This window comes from Tistrella mobilis (assembly GCF_041468085.1).
GTDB lineage: Bacteria > Pseudomonadota > Alphaproteobacteria > Tistrellales > Tistrellaceae > Tistrella > Tistrella mobilis_A.
This window is the reverse complement of record NZ_CP121017.1, coordinates 244,123-267,352: the sequence shown is the minus strand read 5'-3', so window position 1 is coordinate 267,352 and position 23,230 is coordinate 244,123. Positions and strand designations below refer to the sequence as shown.

The 23,230-nt window shown below is 65.4% G+C and carries 25 protein-coding genes; 21 read left to right on the top strand and 4 right to left on the bottom strand.

All coding sequences use genetic code 11. The features are described 5' to 3' along the window. The first annotated feature begins 129 nt into the window (after positions 1-129). Positions 130-1,341, top strand: coding sequence for an ATP-binding cassette domain-containing protein (locus tag P7L68_RS06980; RefSeq protein WP_003497275.1), 1,212 nt, complete (start codon positions 130-132; stop codon positions 1,339-1,341). Positions 1,342-1,423: 82 nt separating this feature from the next. On the opposite strand, the gene P7L68_RS06975 is transcribed toward P7L68_RS06980, so the two are convergent. The 3 genes from P7L68_RS06975 to P7L68_RS06965 form a co-directional block, all read right to left on the bottom strand. Beyond that, positions 1,424-1,951 (bottom strand): hypothetical protein, encoded by a 528-nt coding sequence (locus P7L68_RS06975; RefSeq protein WP_003497274.1) that lies wholly within the window; start codon positions 1,949-1,951, stop codon positions 1,424-1,426. Further along, a complete protein-coding gene (locus P7L68_RS06970; RefSeq protein ID WP_003497272.1) occupies positions 1,948-2,910 on the bottom strand; it encodes a hypothetical protein in 963 nt (320 codons plus the stop codon). Before P7L68_RS06970 ends, P7L68_RS06975 begins: the two co-directional genes overlap by 4 nt. A 170-nt stretch (positions 2,911-3,080) precedes the next feature. Further along, positions 3,081-3,680: an SOS response-associated peptidase gene (locus P7L68_RS06965; protein ID WP_003497270.1), complete on the bottom strand. Its 600-nt coding sequence runs from the start codon at positions 3,678-3,680 to the stop codon at positions 3,081-3,083. Positions 3,681-3,956: 276 nt separating this feature from the next. Here P7L68_RS06965 and P7L68_RS06960 point away from each other — a divergent pair, with 276 nt between their 5' ends. The 10 genes from P7L68_RS06960 to P7L68_RS06915 all read left to right on the top strand — a co-directional run bounded on the left by P7L68_RS06960 (position 3,957) and on the right by P7L68_RS06915 (position 10,320). After that, positions 3,957-4,913: an ArdC family protein gene (locus P7L68_RS06960; protein WP_003497268.1), complete on the top strand. Its 957-nt coding sequence runs from the start codon at positions 3,957-3,959 to the stop codon at positions 4,911-4,913. Further along, positions 4,910-5,251, top strand: coding sequence for a hypothetical protein (locus tag P7L68_RS06955; RefSeq protein WP_003497267.1), 342 nt, complete (start codon positions 4,910-4,912; stop codon positions 5,249-5,251). Before P7L68_RS06960 ends, P7L68_RS06955 begins: the two co-directional genes overlap by 4 nt. Before the next feature lie 109 nt (positions 5,252-5,360). Then, positions 5,361-7,529, top strand: a complete 2,169-nt coding sequence (locus P7L68_RS06950) for a chromosome partitioning protein ParB (RefSeq protein ID WP_024897972.1) — start codon at positions 5,361-5,363, stop codon at positions 7,527-7,529. A gap of 97 nt (positions 7,530-7,626) precedes the next feature. Then, entirely contained in the window at positions 7,627-8,292 is a 666-nt protein-coding gene (locus tag P7L68_RS06945) for a hypothetical protein (protein ID WP_024897973.1), read from the top strand. After that, the gene (locus P7L68_RS06940; protein WP_003497264.1) at positions 8,289-8,486 is read left to right on the top strand and encodes a hypothetical protein; all 198 of its coding nucleotides are present in this window, start codon (positions 8,289-8,291) and stop codon (positions 8,484-8,486) included. Before P7L68_RS06945 ends, P7L68_RS06940 begins: the two co-directional genes overlap by 4 nt. Positions 8,487-8,551: 65 nt before the next feature. Next, entirely contained in the window at positions 8,552-8,953 is a 402-nt protein-coding gene (locus P7L68_RS06935; RefSeq protein ID WP_024897975.1) for a hypothetical protein, read from the top strand. 9 nt (positions 8,954-8,962) lie between these two features. Next, positions 8,963-9,157 carry a hypothetical protein gene (locus tag P7L68_RS06930; protein WP_024897976.1) on the top strand — a complete coding sequence of 65 codons (195 nt, stop codon included), beginning with the start codon at positions 8,963-8,965 and terminating at the stop codon, positions 9,155-9,157. 77 nt (positions 9,158-9,234) lie between these two features. Continuing rightward, entirely contained in the window at positions 9,235-9,504 is a 270-nt protein-coding gene (locus P7L68_RS06925; RefSeq protein ID WP_003497260.1) for a DUF6117 family protein, read from the top strand. Then, on the top strand, positions 9,501-9,800 hold the full coding sequence (locus P7L68_RS06920; RefSeq protein ID WP_003497258.1) for a hypothetical protein: 300 nt from the start codon (positions 9,501-9,503) through the stop codon (positions 9,798-9,800). The genes P7L68_RS06925 and P7L68_RS06920 overlap by 4 nt, the downstream gene beginning before the upstream one ends. A 97-nt stretch (positions 9,801-9,897) precedes the next feature. Then, positions 9,898-10,320 carry an antirestriction protein gene (locus P7L68_RS06915; protein ID WP_003497256.1) on the top strand — a complete coding sequence of 141 codons (423 nt, stop codon included), beginning with the start codon at positions 9,898-9,900 and terminating at the stop codon, positions 10,318-10,320. 81 nt (positions 10,321-10,401) lie between these two features. On the opposite strand, the gene P7L68_RS06910 is transcribed toward P7L68_RS06915, so the two are convergent. Next, on the bottom strand, positions 10,402-10,800 hold the full coding sequence (locus P7L68_RS06910) for a hypothetical protein (RefSeq protein WP_003497254.1): 399 nt from the start codon (positions 10,798-10,800) through the stop codon (positions 10,402-10,404). Between the two features lie 259 nt (positions 10,801-11,059). Between P7L68_RS06910 and P7L68_RS06905 the strand changes: the two genes are divergently transcribed. From P7L68_RS06905 to P7L68_RS06860, 10 genes are all read left to right on the top strand, one after another. After that, complete coding sequence (locus P7L68_RS06905) at positions 11,060-15,418, top strand: strawberry notch family protein (protein WP_003497253.1); 4,359 nt, start codon at positions 11,060-11,062, stop codon at positions 15,416-15,418. Beyond that, the gene (locus tag P7L68_RS06900; RefSeq protein ID WP_003497251.1) at positions 15,418-16,464 is read left to right on the top strand and encodes a toprim domain-containing protein; all 1,047 of its coding nucleotides are present in this window, start codon (positions 15,418-15,420) and stop codon (positions 16,462-16,464) included. Before P7L68_RS06905 ends, P7L68_RS06900 begins: the two co-directional genes overlap by 1 nt. 328 nt (positions 16,465-16,792) lie before the next feature. Continuing rightward, the gene (locus P7L68_RS06895; RefSeq protein WP_024897978.1) at positions 16,793-17,731 is read left to right on the top strand and encodes a DUF2493 domain-containing protein; all 939 of its coding nucleotides are present in this window, start codon (positions 16,793-16,795) and stop codon (positions 17,729-17,731) included. Between the two features lie 165 nt (positions 17,732-17,896). Next, positions 17,897-18,313, top strand: coding sequence for a hypothetical protein (locus tag P7L68_RS06890; RefSeq protein WP_003497248.1), 417 nt, complete (start codon positions 17,897-17,899; stop codon positions 18,311-18,313). A 722-nt stretch (positions 18,314-19,035) separates the two neighbouring features. Continuing rightward, positions 19,036-19,440, top strand: coding sequence for a single-stranded DNA-binding protein (locus P7L68_RS06885; protein ID WP_003497247.1), 405 nt, complete (start codon positions 19,036-19,038; stop codon positions 19,438-19,440). Between the two features lie 543 nt (positions 19,441-19,983). Beyond that, positions 19,984-20,532, top strand: coding sequence for a hypothetical protein (locus P7L68_RS06880; RefSeq protein WP_035242850.1), 549 nt, complete (start codon positions 19,984-19,986; stop codon positions 20,530-20,532). Between the two features lie 448 nt (positions 20,533-20,980). Then, positions 20,981-21,490, top strand: coding sequence for a hypothetical protein (locus P7L68_RS06875; protein WP_003500079.1), 510 nt, complete (start codon positions 20,981-20,983; stop codon positions 21,488-21,490). A 622-nt stretch (positions 21,491-22,112) separates the two neighbouring features. After that, the gene (locus P7L68_RS06870) at positions 22,113-22,277 is read left to right on the top strand and encodes a hypothetical protein (RefSeq protein WP_167666299.1); all 165 of its coding nucleotides are present in this window, start codon (positions 22,113-22,115) and stop codon (positions 22,275-22,277) included. Positions 22,278-22,489: 212 nt separating this feature from the next. Further along, positions 22,490-22,744, top strand: a complete 255-nt coding sequence (locus P7L68_RS06865; protein WP_003500086.1) for a helix-turn-helix domain-containing protein — start codon at positions 22,490-22,492, stop codon at positions 22,742-22,744. Between the two features lie 115 nt (positions 22,745-22,859). After that, the gene (locus P7L68_RS06860; protein WP_003500087.1) at positions 22,860-23,126 is read left to right on the top strand and encodes a DNA -binding domain-containing protein; all 267 of its coding nucleotides are present in this window, start codon (positions 22,860-22,862) and stop codon (positions 23,124-23,126) included. Positions 23,127-23,230 lie beyond the last annotated feature (104 nt).

Below are 23,230 nucleotides of genomic sequence, written 5' to 3'. Positions count from 1 at the left end.
GCACGCTCACGGACGGATATGGGCATATCGGAGAAATTCGCGTGAAAACGCGCGATTTTAAGTGAATGAAGGTAATTTGGTCTATTCAGTTGTGTATCTTAGGGCCTCGCAAATCGGAGTACGATCTACGTGACGCGGCACGGTTTTACATCAACGACGCGCCATGTCATCGCTTCCAGGGCAGGCTATCGTTGTTCCTATCCGGGCTGCCAGAAGTTGACCCTCGGGCCAGCGGTCGCACCTGACCAGTACGAGGACACCGGCTTCGCCAGCCATATTCACGCCGCCTCTCTTCGTGGCCCCCGTGGGCAGGGCGGGCTAAAGCCTGCGCAACTAAAACACGCATCCAATGGTATTTGGATGTGCGGAGCGCACGAGAACCTGATCGACAAGAAAAGCGGCGTGCGCTTTCCCGTCAATGTGTTGCAGAGCTGGAAAGCGCTCCACGAATACCGCACATCGTTTGAACATAGCGGAAATCAGGCAGCTTTCGGATTCGTGCGAACTCTAAGGCTTGAGCGTTCACCGCTCTTCACGCCCGGCACGCAGATCGATTTCGCCAAGACCACATTTCTAATCGGGCCTAATGGCAGTGGCAAATCCGCTATTTGCGAGTGGGTGAGCATACTTGAGGCGAGTGACAATATCCGGCGTTGGCTCGCAAACAACAACGTCCACTACGATATCATATTCGACGCCCCCGCCGAACATCGGCTCTCCGTTCAAACAGAAGGCATCCTCACTCTAGACCTTGATGGAAAAACGGTTAGCCGAAACCACGCCCGATCAAGCGCGGTTTATCTAAGCGGACGCGGTGACAACCGCATTGTGTGCGATCTTCGTCGAATCATGGACTTGCTCCAGATTGATGAGTTCGCGTTGCGCAGCTTGGGCACTCGCGTATCCGGTGATTTCGTAAAGAAAGTGGAATTTGTCCAGCGGACGCAGCAGGAAGACGACGAGGACGAGCTTCAGAGAGATGATCTTGACGCACCTGTCTACGTGTTGGAAAGTCATCTGACCAATGGTCGAGTGATGAGGTTCGAGCAATTATCGGGTGGCGAAAGGGGGCGCGTTCTACTTGAACTCGCGATGGCGCTAGCCCGTGAAGGAACCCAATTCGGGCCGACGCTGCTATTGGTCGAGCTTAAGTCGCTTGGAATGGATTGGGGTGCTATCCAGCCCTATTTGGACTTCTTCGGCAGTCCCGAGTGCCTATACCAAACTGTCTTGACATCTTGGGAACTACCCAGCGACGTCGAGATGCTCGGCTGGCAGATCTACATGGTGGACGGACGACCAGGAGAGAAAGGGACAGTAGTCGCATCACCGCGTGCGTGACCCAAGAAGTTTGGGTTCATCGCCTCTCTCAGTCTGCTGCAACCACCGACGACCACCCTGTCGGACAACCCTTTCGTCCTGGTCAGAAATCGACAGACCAGACCTCTATCCCATTGCGTTCGAACTGCGGTCGGCGTTCGTTGCCGGGGAACAAGGGTGACATGAAGAATACGTACTTATATCGCTCCATGCGAGATGCGAGCTTAACAAGATCGGCTGCCAGCTTGCCGTTGTTGCGTGGATTGACAGCCGCAAAGGTCTCGGCGCCGACATAGCCGGCTTCCTCACTCATGATGTCGAGTTCAAGCGATGCGTGCGCGCCAGGGGCGAGCCGAAACCCGCTCACGTCTGGATGTAGGTTCAACAATTGGCGGGCAGCCGCGATGGCGACGGCGAAGGTCCAAGTCTGATTGATTTGCTCGATCAGATTTAACGGCCGATCCTCGAGGGGATGGAAGCCAATTGGATCGAACTTCATCCGGCGCAACAGGTCCAGCGGGTCCCCCGATTGCGACGCCATCCATTGTTGAGCCCGTGCGGCAGAGGCTCGCACCATCTCCATCAAATTATCCGTCTCGACGGCGGTGCGGATGACAATATCCTTCGTCACTCTCGCATAACCTTTTCCCAGGTGTGAGCGCAGTAGCTGCACAAACCGGGATAGTCTGGATTGTACTCATGGACCGTGATGTCGGCACTGCATCGACTGCACTCGCCACCGATCGTTTCCTTACATGCAAAGCAAATGCTCATTTCTCCATTCTCGACATAGGCGTCGGCGCTGCATTCGGGGCATGTCGCGATCGGTGACGAGTCACCGTTCTTGGCGGCATAATAGGCGTCGATCTCGTAGCTCGCCGACACGACCATCTCAGCAAGCTGCCGCTGATCGTACTCATGGCCACACTGGAAGCATTTGGCATCGGCCGCTTCGCTCTCGATATTGTCGCGGTCGGTCTGACCGATAAGAGACGAGCCACAATTGGTGCAAGACATACGATCCAGTTGCCCGATCTCACCGGGCCAATTCAGGCGCAGAAGGCTGTCCATGCAGCTCTTCTGGACCTTATTGAAGGCATTCGTCTCTTCAAGGATTGTATCCCAGACGTCCGCCAAGACGTCTTGCGGATCTTCTTTCAGCGTCTCCAGGAAGTCGATAACCATCGGAAATGAGGCGGCGATCGCCTCCTTCAGCGCTCCAACGGGTTCGGCCAGGTGATAATGCTCAAGATTGTTTCGGAATCGTTGCAGCTTTTCGATGTTCACGTCAGGCCAGGACAAGCCGAATTTCTTGAATCGGCTCTTGAGCTGGGCGAGATCTACCGTCGCATAGCCGACAACCTCATGGTCAACGCCGCCGTCACCATCGGGGACGGGTTCGAATTTCGCGCCGATGATCTCCATCGGATCGGCGTCAGGGGCGGCACGGACGAGGCATTCCTTGCCCAGTAACAGCACGCCCGCATAGTAGTTGCGCGCCGCACTCAACATGCGCGCGTCGGAACCCTCTCGGAAATCTTCGATACCGAGCACAATCGAAGTTACCGCATTCTCAAATATATCCGCCATGCCCCCGCCAACAGCTCCGAAACTTCCACAAATCTACCCTAGACTCTTCAAGGAAAGGCGTCACCTCGGCCGGGAAGCGGTCGAGCGCACTATCGCATGTTGGAGAAGCTGACGGCCGCTTTCGTCGTCGGATGCCGCTGTCATAGTGGCGGATGGAAGCGGCGATGGGGCTAGTCGGCACCCTTCCGCACCGTCTCGACCGAGAGGGAGACTTGCTCCAGCGGCCGTAATAACTCGGCCTCCGGTTTCGTCAGCCATAGCCAGGCCGCCCAATCTTCCGGCCGCAGCACCACGATCTGCCGGTCGTGGATCGGCTTCACGTCGGGACCGGGATCGGTCGTCAGCATGGCGAAGGAGGCCGGGTGATTGCCCTGCGCCTCGCGCCAGATGCCGGCGACGGCAAGGAAGGGCGCTCCGTTCAGCGTAAAGCGGTGCTTGGTCTTCGGATATTTCGTGCCGGTGAACTCGAAGAAGGCCGAGGCCGGGACGAGGCAGCGATGGGTGTTGGAGAAATCGCGCCCTTCCGAGCGGAAGTTGAACACCGGGCCGCCCTCGGGCCGGTTCGACGGCAATCCGAAATTCATCCGCTCCAGCTCGACCTCGCGGTCGTTCGCCGTCGCCCGCATCACCGGACCCATCTGGTTGATGCGGATGTCGTCATGTTCGGGAAGGTCAAGGTCGCTTTGTTGCGTCGGAATCCCAAGCTCCAGCGCCTGCATCATCCTGCAATACTCGACCCATTTCACATGCTGTTCATAGGCGTTGCACATGGATGGCAAGATAGGGCGGGACCGGAGCGATTTCGAGGCTGGCGGTCCTTCGCGATTTCCGGCGGTCCGTATCTATGCTTTTGCATTTATACGCTTCCACGGTTTTACGGTCTTGCGGGGGAAAGCCTTCCCCCTGGTCGGCACTTCGTTGCCGACACACCCCCTTCTGCGGGGAGACCCCGCAACGCCCCCCGAGAGTGAGAGTGCGGACGGGGTTTGCCGTGACGGGTTGAGGGCTGGGAGAGAGGCTCCCGGCGCCCGTCGCGGAGAACCGCGATGTCCAGACGTGACCGCACCCCTCGCGCCGGCTCGGACCGGACGAACCTCTATGACGAGATCACCGGCAAGATCATCGCCGAGCTCGAGGTCGGCCGCTTCCCCTGGGTCCAGCCCTGGGGCACGGCGTCGGCGAAAGCGCCGCTCGGCCTGCCGAGGAACGCCGCCACCGGCCGCAGCTACAGCGGCATCAACATCCTGATCCTCTGGGGCGCCGTCGTGCAGCACGGTTTTCCCGGTCAGGGCTGGCTCACCTACAGGCAGGCCGCCGCGCTCGGCGGCAATGTCCGCAAGGGCGAGCAGGGCACCACCGTCGTCTATGCCGACCGCTTCGTCCCAGAGGACGAGAAGCGCCGGGCGCGCGAGACCGGCGAGGAAGCCCAGGCCATCCCCTTCCTCAAGCGCTTCACCGTCTTCAATGCAGCGCAATGCGAACGGCTGCCCGACGACATCACCGTCGCGGTTCCGCCGCCGCCCCCCGGCCTGATCGAGCCGAGGGTCGAGGCGCTGATCAGGGCGACGGGCGTCGACTTCCGCATCGGCGGCGACAGGGCATTCTATGTACCGGCCGACGACTATGTGGTCGTGCCGCCGCCGCAAGCCTATTTCGAGCCGATCAACTGGCACCGGACGGCCCTGCACGAGCTGGGTCACGCCAGCGGCCATCGCAGCCGGCTGAACCGCGATTTCTCCTCCTCCTTCGGCACGAAGAAATATGCCTTCGAGGAACTGATCGCCGAGATGAGCGCCGCATTCTGCTGCGCGTCGCTCGGCATCGTCCCGACCGTGCGCCATGCCGACTATATCGGCTCCTGGCTCGACGTGCTGCGCGAGGATTCCCGCGCCGTGGTCCGCGCCGCCAGCCAGGCCAGCAAGGCGGCCGACTGGATATTGTCCTTCGCCCCCGATGACGGGCTGCGCCCGGTGGAGGCCGAGCCTGACAGGCGGGCGGCGTGATTGACCGCGCGCGACTTCACGCCGCTCTCGTGCGCATGGAAGCCGGCCTCGCCCGAAGCCGGGACAATCTCGCGCTGGCCGAGCGCGCGGTATGCCGCCGGGCCGAAGCCGAGGCGATCCGCCGGCGGCCGAAAGCGCGGCACTACCATCGTGCGATGAGCCGCTGGACCGGCGCGGACGAGGCGGAATACCGCCGCATCCTCGACGATCTGCTCAAGGCGTCCGGTCCCGATCTCGACCGGCTTCGTCGCAGGATCGTCCGGCAGGAGGCGGCGATCGACACGCTGCGGCGGAAATACGGGGTGGACGCGCCGCGGCCGTCGCTCCCCGCCCGGTGAGGCAGGCGCCCGCATCGGCGTTCCAGAGAGTGAGAGAGGGGATGGGGATTTCGTGACGGGTTGATAGCGGAGAGAGAGGCTCTCGGCGCCCGTCACGGAGTACCCCACCATGGCCCGAGCTGCCAAGAAGAAGCCCGCCCTCGCGATGATCGAGTTCTCGCGGTCGCGCGACATTCCCTTCAACCGCATCCATCTGTCGAACGACAATGTTCGCGAAGTCGACGCCGATGCGGGCCTCGATGAGCTTGAGTTCGATGTCGAGCGCCGCGAGGACCTGATCCTCGGCATCAATGTCCGCGCCGTTCTCGACGCCGACGGCAACGAGACCGGCGATTTCGAGACCCCGGCCGGCGGTCGCCGCTACCGCGTCATCGCCCGCCTGGTGGCAAAGGGTCGCTTCCCCGAGGACGGCCTGGTCCCCTGCCTCGTCAAGAAGGCCAATGCCAAGACCTCGGCCGTCGACGACTCGCTGGCCGAGAACACCTTCCGCGTCGGGCTGCATCCGCTCGACCAGTTCCGCGCCTTCAAGCGGATGGTGGATGGCGGCATGACCCACGAGGAGGTCGCCAGCGCCTACTTCACGACGACGCGCTATGTCGAGCAGCGCCTGGTGCTCGCCAAGGTCTCGCCCAAGCTGCACGAGGTCTATGCCGCGAACGGCATGACGCTCCGGACGCTGGAGGCGTTCACCGCCCATCCCGATCACGAACGCCAGGAGCAGGTTTGGGATGCCGTCCGGCAGTCCCACAACAAGGAGCCCTGGCAGATCCGGGAAATGCTCACCGAGACCGAGGTTCCCGCATCCGACAAGCGTGCGCGCTTCGTCGGCCTCGACGCCTATCTGGCGGCGAGCGGGTCTCTCCTGCCGCGCTATCTCTTCGACGATGACGAGGAGGGATGGCTGGAAGACGTGCCGCTTCTCGACCGGCTGGTCGGGGAGAAGCTGAAGGCGGCCGCGGATGCTGTGGCCGCCGAAGGCTGGAAGTGGGTCGAAGCAGACCTCGAACTTCCCTACGGCTATGACCACGGCCTGCGCGGCGTCGTCGGCACGCCGGCGGAACTGTCCAAGAAGGAGCGGCGCGAACGCGAGAAGCTGCGCAGCCAGCAGGAGCGGCTTGAGGCCAAGTACCCGGCCGATCAGGAGCTGCCCGAGGACATCGACCGGCGCCTAGGCGAGATCGAAAGGCAGCTCGAAGCCTTCGAGCGCCGCCCGACCGTCTATGATCCGGTCGAGATCGCCATCGCCGGCGCTTTCGTCACCGTCGACGAGGACGGCGAGCTTGTCGTCAATCGCGGCTGGGTGCGCCCCGAGGACGAGCCGGTCGAGACCGTCGACACCGAAGGCGTCGAGCCGGATGCCGGTATCGACGGCGAGGACGATGACGATCTCTCGCCCGAGGGACCGCGCACCGTCATCGCCGTCAACGGCCGGCCGGTCGAGCCAGAGGAGGACGTGGACGTCATCCGGCCGCTCCCCGAAAAGCTGGTGATCGAGCTGTCGGCGCATCGTACCATCGCGCTGCGCAACGCGGTCGGCAGCAATCCCCATGTCGCCATGACGGCGCTGCTGCACAAGCTCGCCCGCGACGCCTTCAGGCGATCCACCCATGGCGCGACCGTCCAGGTCTCGGTTCACGAGGTCTTTTGCGGCAATCAGGGAACCGACCTGAAGACCACGCCCTATGCGAAGGCCGTGGACAAGCGCCACGCCGCATGGAAGGCCAAGGTGCCGACCGACGACGATGCGCTCTGGGACTGGCTCGTTGCGCTCGACGACGAGAACCGCATGGCGCTGCTGGCGCATTGCATGTCTCTCGGGATCAACGCGCTCTACGAGCGGCCCAATCCCATGAGCGCCACCGGCATCTCCGAAAGGCAGCTCCAGGCGCGCATGGCGGAAGCCGACCGCCTGGCCCGCGTGACCGGCCTCGACATGGCGGAGGCCGGATTCCGGCCGACCGTCGCGAACTACTTCGGTCGCGTGACCAAGCAGCGCATCCTCGAAGCCATCGCCGAGGCCGTCGGCGAGAGCACCGCCAATCTCCTCGACAACCAGAAGAAGGACAAGATGTGGATGGCGTCCGAGGCGGAGGAGCGGCTGGCGAATACCGGCTGGCTCCCGGAACCGCTGCGTCTCGCCAGCGAAGAGCCCGCGATCGAGGGTGCAGCCGAAGAGGACGAGCCCGACGTGGCGCTTCCCGACTTCCTCGCCGGCGACGACGAGGCCCCCGAAGCCGGCACCGGCGAAGATCCGGCGGTGCTCGTCGCCGCCGAATAGTCCCACATCCGCGGGGCGGCCGCGGTCGCCCCGCATCTTCCCCCTTCCACCTCCAGGCCCGGCGCTCGCCGGGCCGTTTTCGTTTCAGGAGCACATCATGCCGATGTTCACCATCGAGACCGCTTACCGGCTCCCGGCCTACCGGACGCGGACATACGAGGCCGACACGCCCGAGCTGGCTTGCCGGCTCGCCATCGAGGACGACGATCGGGATGGCGATGCGATCGCCTACGAGTCGGCCGGCGAGACCTACGTCACCGGCATCTGGCCCGGACCGGATGCGCCCCTCGCACGGTCATCCATTGCCGTTCCCTCGCAGTTCGCGGAGACGGACGCCCGGAAGATCGCGCAGTTCGAGATCGTTCTCGGCCTGCTGAAGATGCTGGTCGCAGACGTTTGCGCGAATACCGCCACGGAGAGGGACTGGATCTCGCGCGCCTCCTGGGAGGTCGCACGCGGCGAGGCGATCATCGCCGGCGCGCGCGATCCCGACCCTGCCGCCGATCTTCCCGGACGTCGCCATGTCCTGGCATGGCTTGAGGAAGATCGAGTTCGCGATCGCATCGCGACGATCCTCGCAACCGATCCGGACTTCGGCGGCCTGTCGCCCGACGCCGTGACCGACTGCGAGATCAGCTCGGCATGCCTGGCTGTCGTCAGATCGACCGCTCCCGACGACCGGACCGGCACGGCCGAGATCCGCGCGGTGCTCACCGCCCTCGGACCGGCATTGTGGCGCAACACCAAGGGAGGCCGGCCATGATGCACTCGATCTATGCCGATCTCGGCATCACGGTGATCGACACCGACCGGGCGGTCCTGCGGGCGGCGGCGCGAATGCTTCCCGCCTGGGTCCGCCGGGACCGCTGCAAACGCCTTCTGCGCCGCAAGTTCTACCGCGAGATGCTGCGCTGCCACGCCGCGGCCCAAAGCGGCGCGTGGCAGACCTGGCACTGAGCCTTCCCACCATCCCGTCAACCAGACCGGCCGTCGCGCCCGGTGCTTTCCCTATGGAGCTTCCCATGCCCAGATTTGTTGTCCGCAAGGGCCACGATGCCTTTGTCTATTACGAAACCGTCGTCGAGGCCGGCACGCCCGCAGAGGCGCGAAGCGTCGCCGAAAGCGTCCGCTACGATGGCGAATGGATCGCCACCGGCGAGGTGCAGGAGTTCGACGATTATGAAATCGACGAATCCACCGGCGTCCGTCTTCTCGAAAAGGGTGAGACGGTCGAGGCGTTCCTGATCGTCGCCATGACCGCCCACGAGCGCGATGCGGTGCTCGCCGGTCTTCGCACCCTTCAGCTCGCCCTTGTCAACGGGCCGCTCGATCCGGTGTTCCTGGACATCTACAACAACGACGGCGCGCACGCCGGGCTCGATCTCCCCGAGATCGACGCGCTGTGCGAGCGCATCAACGTGTAGGTGGCCGCGATGTACGCCACCTATCTCCGTCTCGCTGTTCCCGTGTGGGAACGCGGCCGCACGGTCGTCGGGGCGGCGCGGCGCAAGCTGTCCCGCTCCGCCCTGCGCGATCCCGACAGGCGGGACGCGCGCAAGCGCTTCTATCGCAAGATGCTGCGCCACCACGCCGAGGCGCAACGCCTCGTCGCGCGCTTCCGCCTCTGACGCCTGCGTCTCCCCGATCGCAATCCCCATCCATCGCCCGGCCATCGCGCCGGGCGTTCTCGTTTCAGGAGCCTGACATGGCCATTCCCGATCACGCCCGCACCAACTTCAACACGCTTCTCCGCGCCGCCGGCGACGGCAATCTCGCACTCATGGAGTGCCTGGATGCCGTCACCGGCGAGCGCCGTTACGTCCTTTGCGCCGTCGGCCGCGCGGAGGACGGCGATTTCGTCATGACGCCCTTCGGCCATCTGGCCGATGGCAATCCCTACGACGCCTACCTGCCGCCCGATCCCGACGATCCGGACGGCTTCATCGCCAGGTCGGGCGAGGGAGCCGCGTCATGATCACCGTCGACGAGATACTGGCGGCGGACCTTCGTTGCCCGCCCTCGCAGCGCTCGCTGCCCTGGCCCGAAACGCGCGATGGCGTCACCGTCGTCGTCGAGCCGAAGCCGCATTGGGCCGCCGACATGACGGCCTTCCGGCTTCAGGATCGGTCCTATTGCTACTACGCCGACTGGACCGAGAACGGCCCGGCCGCGCGCTTCTTCGATCACCCCGAGACCTGCGGCCGCGAGGTGATGGCGAAGGCGCGCGACATGCTGGTGCGGGAGATCGCCGGCGGCCTCTGGCGCCTGTGAGCGAGGGAGAGAAGGGACGGGGCCTGGACGGTTCGGGGCGGTTGAAGAGAGAGCGCCGCCCGGACCTGTCTCCTTCCTCTCTCCGGAGAACCAGGCCATGACCCTTCAAGCCACTGCCCGCCAGACCGCAACGATCGTAGCGGACGATTGCCGCGAAACCTTCCTGCCGACCCTGTTCGGCCTGCGGCTCCTCATCATCGCGGAAAACACCGTCTATCATGTGATGGAGCGGCTCAGCCCCTATGACTATCGCGGGGGCTTCTGGAATTTCTACGAGTATGGGGGCCGCCCGCTGTTCCTCGCCCCCGCGTCGCGATCGCCCATGCGGATCGAAAGCGGGCTCACCGAGTTTCGCGGCGAGGTGTCGGCCGAGGCCGCCGGCATCATCGCGACCCTCTTCGTCCTCTCGAACCTCGCGCTGCGCCACGATTCCGACCATCTGGCGGAAGCCTACCATCGCCTCGCAGCCTATTCGAAGGGACATGCCGAAGCTTCGGCTATCTTCGCGGCGATCGACTGACTTGACCGGGCGCCTCGCCTCACGGCGGGGCGCTCTCGTCGTGTTCGCGATGGCCCGTTCGGCGCGGCGGGGGCGGCCGTCCTACCATTCGCCCTTCTGTCCTTCGGCGGCATAGTCGAAGCGCAAGGTCCACGGCCTGACGGGCCGATGGTCATCCGTCCGCGTCACGCGCAGTCGCGACATCCTCGGCACGACGGTCGGTGCGGTGTCGAAAACGACGGGGATCGTGTAGACCGCCTGCGCCTGCCGGTTCTGGTAGCGGGCCTCCGCGCTGACGATGATCGCGGGCGCGATGTCCCAGAACTCCGACAGGGCGGCGAGGAGAAGCGCGATCGCGATGATGCAGGCACGGAAGGCGGTCGAGGTCGACCAATGCCCCTCTCCGAAATCCGGCAAATCGGACGTGATCGTCGATGCCGCGAACGCCAGGATGATGAGCCAGTAGAATCTCGGCGCACGCGGAAGCAGCCATGTCCTCACGAGCTTAATCCTTCCAATATCGCGGTTGTTTCGGGATTTGCGCAAGCAAACCGGCGCAAAATCCAGCCCGCTCAATTGTAGATCAAAGCCGTCGTCTCAACGAGGTGACGGCCGGAAACCTCCGGCGGCGAACGGCTGCTCTCGGCGATTTCGCGGAAGCTGTGAGAGGAAGAGAGGGGCCGGGACGGATTTGAGCCGGTGCGGTCGAGAGAGAGCGCTGCGCGGCTCGTTTCCGTCCACTCTCCCGAGGTTCCCCATCATGAACATGATATCCGCAACCGCGGCCGCCGAGGTCGCCGCATCGCTTCCGCCCGTCGCTGCGTCCGCCACGCCCTCGGCGATCGTCGTTGCCGCGCAGATCCTCCTTTCTGACCTCGAACGCGGCCAGCGCGTCGACGCCACCATGCTGCGCGGCGCGATGGAAACCGCCTTCGGCGGCTCCGACACTGCCGGCGCCTGGGACTGGAAGACCGCCTACGAAGCCTGCGAGGTCGCGACCGTCCTCATGCTGCGCAAATACGGAAAGCCGCTTTTCCGCAAGGCCGGCTCCGCCGCCGCGGTCCTGCCGCAGCTTTCCAAGATCGCCGGCCTGATGCCGACGCATACGCGCCGCTCCGAGGAGGCGCAGACCTTCCAGCAGTTCTCCACCCCGATCCCGCTCGGCCTGGCAGCCTCGTTCGCCGCAGCCATCACGCCGGCCGACCGCGTGCTGGAGCCCTCGGCCGGAACCGGGCTTCTCGCCATCCTGGCCGAGATCGCCGGCGGCTCGCTCCTGCTCAACGAGCTGGCCGACACCCGCGCCGATCTTCTCTCCCACCTCTTTCCGGCCCTTGCCGTCACGCGCTTCGACGCGGCCCAGATCGACGATCACCTCGACCGGGCTCTCCTTCCGACCGTCGTTCTCATGAACCCGCCTTTTTCGGTGATGGCGAATGTCGAGGGCCGCATGGCCGACGCCGCCTTCCGCCATGTCGCCTCGGCGCTGGCGCGCCTTGCGCCCGGCGGCCGGCTGGTGGCGATCACCGGGGCGAATTTCGCGCCGGACGCACCGGCCTGGTCCTCGGCCTATGCCCGTCTGCAGGAACGCGGCCGCGTCGTCTTCTCCGCCGCGATCGACGGGTCGGTCTATGCCAAGCACGGCACGACCATCCCGACGCGGCTCACCGTCATCGACAAGCTGCCGGCGGACGATCCGACCGCGTTCCCGACCGCGCCCGGCGTCGCGCCGGACGTCGCCACGCTTCTCGGATGGCTGGCCGAGCATCTCCCGGCCCGCCCGCCGGTCGACCCTTCCATCGCCGTGCCCATGGCCGCGACCGCCGCGCCCCGGACCGTGCGCGCCTATATCAACCGGGCGGCGAAGGCCGCGCCGGCTGTGGCGCATCGCGAGCCGGAGGGCGTTCCGCTCGCCTATGAGACGGTCGACTGGAAGCCTGCCCAGGCCGGTCGCCTGTCGGATGCGATCTATGAGGAATACGGTCTCCAGACCATCCGGATTTCCGGGGCTTGCGCGCATCCCACCCAGCTCGTCCAGTCGACGTCGATGGCGAGCGTCGCCCCGCCGAAGCCGAGCTATCGCCCGATGCTGCCGGCGGACGTGCTCGGCCTGCTGTCGGACGCGCAGCTCGAAACGGTGATCTATGCCGGCGAGGCGCATTCCGACTTCCTCGCCGGCGCATGGACGGTCGACGACACCTTCGACAAGCTGAGCGCCGCGGCCGAGGACGCCAGCGGCGCCGTCCGCCTCCGCCAGGGCTTCATGATCGGCGACGGCACCGGCGTCGGCAAGGGACGCGAGTCGGCCGCGATCATCCTCGACAACTGGCTGCAAGGAAGGCGCAAGGCGGTCTGGATATCGAAGTCCGACAAGCTGATCGAGGACGCGCAGCGCGATTGGGGCGCGCTCGGCATGGAGCGCCTGCTGGTCACGCCGCTGTCGCGGTTCCCGCAGGGCAAGCCGATCACGCTGAACGAGGGCATCCTATTTCTAACCTATGCCACGCTGCGCTCCGACGACCGCGGAGAGAGGGTTTCGCGCGTCCGGCAAATCGTCGAATGGTTTGGCTCCGACGCCGATGGAGTGATCATTTTCGACGAGGCGCACCAGATGCAGAACGCCGCTGGCGGCAAGGGAGAACGCGGTGACGTTGCCGCCTCGCAGCAGGGTCGCGCCGGGCTGCGCCTCCAGCATGCGCTGCCGAACGCGCGCATCGTCTATGTCTCCGCCACCGGCGCGACCACCGTCCACAATCTCGCCTATGCGCAGCGGCTCGGCCTGTGGGGCGGCGAGGATTTCCCCTTCGCCACGCGCGCGGAGTTCGTCGAGGCGATCGAGGCCGGCGGCGTGGCGGCGATGGAGGTGCTTGCCCGCGACCTGCGCGCCCTCGGCCTCTACACCGCCCGCTCGCTCTCCTTCGCCGGCGTCGAATACGAGCTGGTCGAGCATGAGCTGACGCCCCAGCAGGTCCGCATCTACGACGCCTATGCCGCCGCCTTCGCCATCATCCATAACAATCTGGATGCGGCGATGCAGGCCGCCAACATCACCGGCGGCGGCGAAGGCGGCTCCGGCACGCTGAACAGGCAGGCGAAATCCGCCGCCCGCTCGGCCTTCGAAAGCGCCAAGCAGCGCTTCTTTGGCCATTTGTTATGCAGCATGAAAGCGCCGACCCTGCTGCGCTCGATCGCCGCCGATCTGGAGGCGGGCCATTCGGCCGTCATCCAGATCGTCTCGACCGGCGAGGCGCTGATGGAACGGCGGCTGGCGGAGCTGCCGACCGAGGAGTGGAACGACGTCCGCGTCGACATCACGCCGCGCGAATACGTCCTCGACTATCTCGCCCATTCCTTCCCGGTCCAGCTCTACGAGCCGTTCACGGACTCGGAGGGCAATCTGTCGTCGCGCCCGGTCTATCGCGACGGCCTGCCGGTCGAAAGCCGCGAGGCCGTCGCCCGACGCGACGCGCTGATCGCCAAGCTCGCCAGCCTGCCGCCGGTTCCCGGCGCGCTCGACCAGCTCGTCCAGCATTTCGGGACGGACATGGTTGCCGAGGTGACGGGCCGCTCGCGGCGCATCGTGCGCAAGCCCGGCGGCAGCGTCACCGTCGACCGTCTCGTCGTCGAGACGCGCGCAGGCGCCGCCAATCTCGCCGAGACACAGGCGTTCATGGACGATCAGAAGCGCGTGCTCGTCTTCTCCGACGCCGGCGGCACCGGCCGCAGCTACCATGCGGAGAAGTCGGCGAAGAACACGCGGCTGCGCGTCCACTATCTGCTCGAGGCGGGCTGGAAGGCGGACACCGCCATTCAGGGCCTCGGCCGGACGCACCGCACCAATCAGGCACAACCGCCGCTCTTCCGGCCGATCTCGACGAATGTGAAGGCGGAGAAGCGCTTCCTGAGCACGATCGCACGCCGCCTCGACACGCTGGGCGCGATCACGCGCGGCCAGCGCCAGACCGGCGGCCAGGGCCTGTTCCGGCCCGAGGACAATCTGGAGAGCCCCTACGCCCGCGACGCGCTGCGTCAGCTTTATTTCCTGCTGGTGCGCGGCAAGGTCGAGGGATGCTCGCTCGACCGCTTCGAGCAGGCCACCGGGCTGAAGCTGATGGACTCGAACGGCCTCAAGGACGAGCTGCCGCCGATCACGACCTTCCTGAACAGGCTGCTGGCGCTGACGATCGAGCTTCAAGGCGTGCTGTTCACCGCCTTTGAAGGGCTGCTGACGGCCCGCATCGAAGGTGCCATCGCGTCCGGCACCTATGACGCCGGGCTGGAGACCCTGCGCGCCGAAAGCTTCGTCGTCGTCGATCGCCAGACGATCTACACCCACCCCCGCACCGGCGCGGAAACCAGCCTGCTCACGATCAACGAACGCAGGCGCAACCGGCCGGTGACGCTCGACGCAGCTCTTGCCGAACTTGCCGATCCGCGCGCGAAGCTGCTCGTCAACGAGCGCTCCGGCCGGGCCGCCGTGCAGATACCAGCGAGCAGCGTCATGCTCGACGACGGCGAGATCGACCGCCGTGTCCGCCTGATCCGCCCGACCGAGGCGCACAACATCCCGATCCGCCTCATGGGCGGGACGCACTGGGCCGAAGCCGACCGGGATGCCTTCGCATCGGCCTGGGAAGCCGAGATCGCCGAGGTGCCGGAGTTCACCGATGCGAGGCTTCACATGGTTACGGGCTTGCTGTTGCCGATCTGGAAGCGCCTGCCCAACGACTCGACGCGCGTCTATCGGCTCCAGACGGACGATGGCGAGCGCATCATCGGCCGGCAGGTCTCTCCGGCCTGGGCCGCAACCGCGACCACGACCGGCGCCGCGTCGATCGCGCCCGACGACGCCTTCGCCGCCTTGATGGACGGCCGCACCATCCTCGACCTCGCCGAGGGCCTTCAGCTTCGCCGGGTGCGCGTCATGGGCGCGAACCGCATCGAACTGTCGGGCTTCGACGACACGATGCGCGAGCGCCTGACGGCTTACGGGCTGTTCCACGAGATCATCTCGTGGAAGCTGCGCATGTTCGTGCCGAGCGACGCCAGCGGCCCGGACGTGCTTGCCAGGGTGCTCGATCGCTGGCCGGTCGAGCGCATCGGCGAGCGGGAGGCGGCGTGATGCCCCGTCCCGACGCCTCCGAGCTGGCGATCCGCCTCGGCCATCACGCCGAAGCGGTTTGCCGCGAATACCTGTCGTCCGGCCGGCGCGCCGGACGGTACTGGCAGGTCGGCGATGCGCGCAACAGCCCCGGACGCTCGATGTTCGTGCGCCTGACCGGGCCGGAAACCGGCAAGGGCGCGGCAGGCAAATGGACCGACGCATCGACCGGGGAGCATGGCGATCTCCTCGACGTCATCCGCGAGGCGCTCGGCCTCGTCGACTTCAAGGACGTAGCCGAGGAAGCGCGCCGGTTCCTCTCGCTCCCGCATCCCGAGCCTGCGACGACGGGGGCACCGACCGGCAGGACCTCCAGCCCCGCGCCGTCGGGGTCGCCGGAAGCCTCGCGCCGGCTTTTCGCGATGTCGCAGCCGATCGGCGGCACGCTTGCGGAAATCTACCTCAACGGGCGGGCGATCACGTCCCTCTCCGGCGTCGCCGCGCTGCGCTACCATGGGCGGTGCTACTATAAACCGGATGCGCATTCGCCCACCGAGATCTGGCCGGCGATCGTCGCGTCCGTCACCGACCTCGACGGCAAGCAGACCGGCGCGCACCGCACCTGGCTTTCACCGGACGGTTCGGGCAAGGCGCCCGTCGATTCACCGCGGCGGGCGATGGGCGATCTTCTCGGGCACGGTGTCCGCTTCGGCGCCGCCGGTGAGGTGCTGGCGGCCGGCGAAGGCATCGAGACCGTGCTATCGCCCCGTCAGGTCCTGCCCCACATGCCAATGATGGCGGCGCTTTCGGCCGCACACCTCGCCGCCATCCTGTTCCCACTGAGCCTGCGCAGGCTCTATGTCCTCCGGGATCGCGATCCGGCAGGGGACGGTGCGCGAGACAGCCTGGTCGCCAGAGCAACGAGCCTCGGGATCGAGGCGATTTCCCTGTCGCCGAAGCTTGAGGACTTCAACGATGATCTGCGCTGGCGCGGCGTCGACGCCCTCCGGGCGACCCTGTTGGAGCAGGTTCATCCCGATGACGTCCGCCGTTTCGTGGAGGGCTGAGGCGATCGGCAGGGGATGCGGTGTGGATCAGGCGTCTCCACTTGCCGTCTCCCTTCATCATCGCAAGCGACCTTTGCTGTCGGAGAGCCCACGCCCACGGCCTTCTGAGAGGGCGATCGGCCCACAAACGGCCCGGCCGGGCAATGGCGCGGCGCGCGGCTATTTTCCGCCGGCGGGGCGAGCCCCGCCTTTGCAGCGCGAAACAAAATAGCCGGGCTTGGCCATCGAGGCCCTCGCGAGAGGCGAGGGCTGCCAGTCCGGTCCGCCTGTGGGCGTCGACGCCTGCGAAGGCCGCGATGGGCGCGGTCTCCAGACAAGGACGCTCACGATGACGAACGAAGACGAAAACGCAGGTTACGAGCCGATCCACACCGCATCCCCCACCGATCATGTCCTCAACGAACTCCAGCTCTACGGCTGGCGGCCATATCAGGACGAACCAGATCCGAGGCCGCTTCCGGAGGGCAATGCCGTCGCCGCAGCCGTCGCAGATATCTTCGATGCCCTCGTCGCGACCCTCGGCGACACCCGCCTCGAACCCGATCTCGAAGAGCTGCTCTGGGGAGCCGTCAATCTCTTCCACCGCGCCACCGGCCGGGTGGAGCGCGAGCTGGACGACAACGAGCGGGCGCAGCGCCGGTTTCAGACGGAACAGGACGGCAGCGAGGTGAAGTCGGTCGAACTCGAACGCCTCACGGCAGAGGGCCAGACCATGATCGAACGGCGCAACAGCATGGAACTCTTCCGCGATGTCGCCGCCGAAGCCTTCGAGCACCACACCGGCAGCGCCTGGAGGCCCCGCACCGGCTCGAAGGTCAGCCATCGCAATCTGACCGCCGCGATGATCGACTCCAGAGACTACCTTGCCGCGAAGCGCCGGGCTGAGAAGGAGGTGCTGCTGCCCGCCGGTCCGAAAGTTGCCGTCTCGGGCGGAACCGACTTCAACGATCATACCCTGATCTGGGCGAAACTCGATCAGGTTCGTGCGAAGCACGCCGACATGGTGCTCATCCACGGCGGCGCGAAGACGGGCGCGGAACGCATCGCCGCCCGCTGGGCAGCCAGCCGCAAGGTGCCGCAGATCGCCTTCGAGCCCGACTTCCAGAAGTATCCGGCAAAGCAGGCTCCCTACAAGCGTAACGACACGATGCTGGAAGTCCTGCCGGTCGGCGTCCTCGTCTTCGGCGGCGGCGGCATTCAGGGAAACCTCGCGGACAAGGCCCGCAAGCTCGGCATCCCGACCATGCAGTTCGAGGGCGGCGCGTAAAGCGCCGCCTTCCGGCAACCCTTCACCGGCCGAATACTTGACTACGGGAGATGATGATGGCTTTGATTGAACATCCTTGCAGAACCGGCACAGCAGCATAGTCGCAGGCGGAGCGTATTCACCGGAAGCCTGTCGTGATCCTCAACCGTTCATGCGGAGGCTTCCATGTCGCTGATCCTGCTCGCTATCTCCCTGACCATCATGCTCTGCATCATCGCCTATAATCTCGCGATCTATGCACTGCCCTTCATGGTCGGCCTCACGGCCGCACAATATGCCTGGGCCGCCGGCGCGGGCCTGTTCATGACCGGCTTCGCCGCCATCGCCGCCGCCCTGGGGGCGATCGCGCTGGTGATCGGCGTTCTCGGCTTCGCGAAGAACCCGGCCCTGCGCCTGATCGCACTCGCGATCTTCGCAGTTCCCGCCGCCATTGCCGGCTATGCCCTTGTCCACGGCGTTACGAAGAATGCGGTCGACTCTGCGATCGTGCTCAATCTGCTCGGCGGCACGGGCGGCCTGTTCATCGGCATCGCCGCCATGGTCAATCTCAATGCCCTCGGCGTCTCGGTCTTCTCGCGCTGATCCGGCATCGCGATCCGCCGCTCCCAGGACAAACTGAGGCGGCTTGCGCCGCCCGCCCTTCGGCCTCCCGCTCAGAACGCGATGCAGCGTCGGCGCCGGTCGGCCCATGCGCCCGCTTCGGGTCTGCTTCGCCCGGTCAGGAGCGGCCGATCATCGGCATGAGCCCGCAGGCCGCGAGCGTCTTTCGCCCGCTGGCCAACTCCCCTCGTGTCGTGAAGGCTGGCCGCGACCACCTTCATTTCCGCCTCGCCACGATGCTAATGGACCGCACTGCCGGCCGTCGAACCGGGGGACGCAGCGCCGTTCCGTGCCTTCAGCACCCGTCAGCCCTCTTCATTGCCTTCCCGGAGGCCCATGCCCTCCGAGCAGCGAGACGCGGGTGGCCGGAAGCGGATGATGGAGGTGTCGTCCCGGCGGCGCGGAATCATCGGGCCTGACGTTTCGCTGTTGCCGGCGAGAATGGCGATGGTCTGCCGTGCGTCTGATCCCGTGTGCGTTCAGAGGCACCAATCCCTCCGACTGACTGATCCCCTAAGACCGTTCGGTTTCCGGCCGCAACCCACGCGGCTCCGGACCGTGTTGCCGCGCAAGCGCGGCTGCCCGCCCCACTCCGGGCCTTATGGGCGAGCTGCCCGCGAGCGTGCAGTTGCAGGCGTCTCCCGCCGGCCTTGGCCGGGTCTCGTCGGAGGGATGGTCCCTCCGAGAAGCAACGGAGACTTACAATGCAGAACATCGTCATTCTCGCCGGTAACATCGGTCAGGACCCCGAAACCCGCACCACCCAGGGCGGCACCCGGATCACCCACTTCACGTTGGCCACCTCGCGCCCCCGCTACTCTGAAGGCAAGGTTGTCCGGGACGAGAAGGGCTACCGGGTTCAAGACACTGAATGGCACCGGATCACTGCCTTCAACGGCCTCGGCAAGACGGTCCAGGACTATTGCAAGAGCGGTATGAAGGTGCTGGTTCGCGGCCGCATCCACTACACGAAGTGGAAGGACCAGGAAGGCAACGACCGCTACGGATGCGAGATCATCGCCGAGACGGTCGATTTCCTGAGCCGGGCAAAGCAGACCGAAAATGAGCGGGGCGGACAGACCGACTACGACGACGACATCCCGTTTTGAGCGGGAGGCCCAAGGCCCGGCGGCGCAAGCCGCCGGGTTTCTCCATGTTCGCGACCGATCGCGCCGCCGGAAGATTTACCGGCCCGAACCGCCCCGCGCTGCGGCGCGACGGTCCGAGGTCTTCGCCGGGGCATCGGGCAGGTCCAAAAACCGGCATCCACTTTTTGGCCCGATGCTCCCCTGATGAAAGGGGGGGCGGAGCCGCCCCTCTCAAACTCACCCCGAAGGGTCAGGGCAAAGCCCCGCCCCCTCCAGCTCCCCCACCCATGAAGGGGGTGCGACACCCCCTCCAAACCACCCCGGCCCATACGGACGCGGCCCCTGTCGGGGCCGCGGGCTATCTCTCTCTGACTGCGCATTGTACGCCAGCCCATCCGGCCTCAAGGACTGCGCGGCCCCTCCAATTTTCGACTCCGTTCCTTGCTAGGCCCGGATCAGAAAATCGGTTCCTCCGCTTGCCGCACGGCGGCCGCGTTCCGCGTTCCCTGACCCCTCTGTGCTGAGGCGTGGACACCTTTCGTCAGAAACGAAAGGAGACTTAGAATGTCCAAGCTCGATTTCCTCGACTTCCATGCGAAGTTCATCGCCTTCGGAAATCAGGTTCGTGCGAACCGCGCCGAGTGCGACACGCGCTTTGCCGAGGTCGTCCATGACCGGCTCGCCGATGCGCTCGAGCAGCTTGCCGGGTTCTGCCGGGAAGGCCATCGGGCGGAAGCGTTGCTTCGGACCGAAACCGATCCGGCCGCGCGCGAGGCCCTGGAAATGACCATCGACTTCTGCGTCGGCGATCTCGAAACCAGCGGCGGCGGCTTCTATCCCTGGCATCTCCTGGATTGCATCGATCCGGAGATAGACTGGGGCGGCTACAGAGATCCGGTCGCGGAAATGTGGTGCCCTCGTCCGATCCCGGAGAGCTTCACGGTCAGCGACGAGCACCTGTGCGGCCTCGGCGGGATCATCCGGCGGATCGCGGCCGATACCGGCATCCGCTTCACCACCTATCTCTACTACGACTGCATCGGGCCGGACGGGGCGGCGGGCATCGAACCCGCGATCTACGAGACCCCGATCAGAAACGACAGATACCGATAGTGCCGGAGAGGCGGCGGGCGGCGGCAACCGCCTGCCGCCTTTGCGACGTCCTGGCTGCAAAGCCGAGCGGATCGACCGCTCGACCTTGCTCATGAAAGGGGGGCAAGCCACCCCTCTCAAACTCACCCCGGAAGGGGCAGGGCAGAGCCCCGCCCCCTCCAGCTCCCCCACCCATGAAGGGGGTGAAACACCCCCTCCAAACCACCCCGGCCCATACGGACGCGGCCCCTGTCGGGGCCGCGGGCTATCTCTCTCTGACTACGCATTGTACGCCAGCCCATCCGGCGTCAAGGACTGCGCGGCCCCTCCAATTTTCCTCCGCCGGCCAGAGGCCGACTCCACAAAATCGGTTCCTCCGCTTGCCGCACGGCGGCCGCGTTCCGCGGTCCCTGACCCCTCTGTGCTTGAGGCGTGGACACCTTTCGTCAGAAACGAAAGGAGACTTGATATGTCTGATTTCCACTATGTCGAACTCTATGCGAAGTTCGCAGGCTTCCGAATCATGGTGCTTGCCAACCGGCTTGCCTGCGACGACGATTTCAGCCGCGGCGCTCACGACAGGCTGGTGGCCAAGCTCGACCAGCTCATCGACCTGGCGCGCGGGACGCTCGCCGCTCAGCATGCGCTGGCGCTGAACCCCGATGGCCCCGATGCAGACGATCTCGGCGAGCAGATCTGGGGCGCCGGGCAGGACCTCACCTACAACTGGCGCGAACCGGACGGCATCGATCTTCTTCATTGCGAGGTTCACGTTGATTGGGCCACGAAGGAATACTATGACAGCCGCACCGGGACGTGGCGCTTCCTCGACGGCTTCCCTCCGCCGCGCGTCGAAGTCGGTGACGACCGACTGAACGGCCTTTGCGCCATCCTGCGCCAGATCGCCGCCGAGACCGGCATCCGGTTCAATACCTACACCACCGATCCGGCCTTCGAGGACGAAGAGCAGGACGGATGACGTCATCAGGCGACAGGCGGCTTCGGCCGCCTGTCGCCTTTCCGTTGAGCCGGGAGCCAAGGCCGCCGGTTCGACCGGCCGCCTTTGCTTGCGAAAAGAGGGCGTTGCCCCCTCTCGCGCTCTCCCCATGAAGGAAGGGCAAGCCCCTCCTTCAAACATCCTCCCATGGGGAAAGGGGACGGTTCCCTCCTCCCTTTCCCCAAACCCCTTTCCCTCTCCCGGAAGCCGCTTTCCGCTGCGCCCTGAGCGGACTACCTCCGCGCAGGGGAACGCAGCCCTGGCATTGATCATTCGCCGCGATGGCGCGAATCCGCCCGGCAGAACGGCGGGTGCGCAGCTTCGTTGCCGACGCCGGACCGAGTGAGGCGCCCGATCACCCGTCGCGTGCTCGGCCTGGCGGTGGCATCAGGAAGGCGTTCGAGGCTCGCGGTCGGACGCCACCCTGCTCTTGAATGCTCCACTCTGGTTTCGCCATGCCCTTCCACGATCAACCCGTGAAGGGTCCGCTACGCAATGCGTGCGGCCTTTGCCGGCGCAGCCTGCAAGGTGATCGCGGCCATGCCGAAACATTTCGGGAGCCTGTCGAGCGGAGATGGTCCCGCTCCCGCACAGGAGCCGAGAAATGTCCCTTCCAGATGCAAACGCCTACGCCTTCAGCCTCGCCTCTACCCTGATGGTCTCCATCGTCATCTTCCGGGCCGGGGATGGCACGATGGCCGTGATGCCCTTCGCCGAATATGACGGCGACGAGGATGCGATCGTCGGGGAGATCGACCCGTTCGCCTGATCCGGCCAGGGGGCGCTCGCCCTCTTTCCGGCTCGCCGACGGGAAGGCACCACATACCGGGCGAGCGTGGCGCACGGCGACCGAATCAGTTCGGCCTAACCTATAGAGAACCCGTGAATTTCACTCGATTACCGCTGGCTCTTTTTGCCAAGAGCGACTAAATTAGTCGTAGTTCTGGCGTGCGCATTCGTGGCTGTAGGAGGTGATCATGCATGATCACCGCCCGACAGTCGCGGGCCGCGCGCGCGTTGCTTGGATGGACGCAGGAGACGCTCGCTGACAAGGCCCAGGTTTCCCTGACCGCGCTGAAGCGCCTTGAGTCCGAGAGCGGCCTCAAGGTCTACGAAAGCACGCGGGATCAGGTGCGCCGGGCTCTCGAAAACAACGGCATCATGTTTCTGAGCACCGATCAGGGTGAGGGCTTGATGCTTGTTCGGCCGAAACAACAGCACCGCAAAGAATACTGATGCCGCTATTTCCTTCTGAAGCAAACCTTCCTTTGTCATTCTGCCATGCCGGGCTGGCACATTGGCGGCGCGCTGGAGCGCAATCCCAGGGGACAAGCCATGATCGGACCCTGCCGTGACCGACAACGCCTTTCTCGATGCACCGCCGGATTGCCCGGAACTGACACCCTACGACCGCAAGAACATGAAGCGCTACTTCCGCCTGCACGACTCGGCTGCGGACGGCGCGTGCTGGCGGGAGGCGGTCTCGATCCTGTTCGGCCTCGACGCGGACAGCGAGCCTGAACGCGCGCGGCACGTCTACGACACCCACCTGGCGCGGGCGCGCTGGCTGACCGAGCAGGGCTATCGCCATCTCGTGCGCGAAGGATACCGGAAATAAGCGATCACCGTGATGCCTGCGCGGCAACATCCGTTGCCAGCGATCGGGCTTCCGCGAGCAAGCGGCAATTGTAATCATCACTCCTCTGCACGCCCTAATTCTAC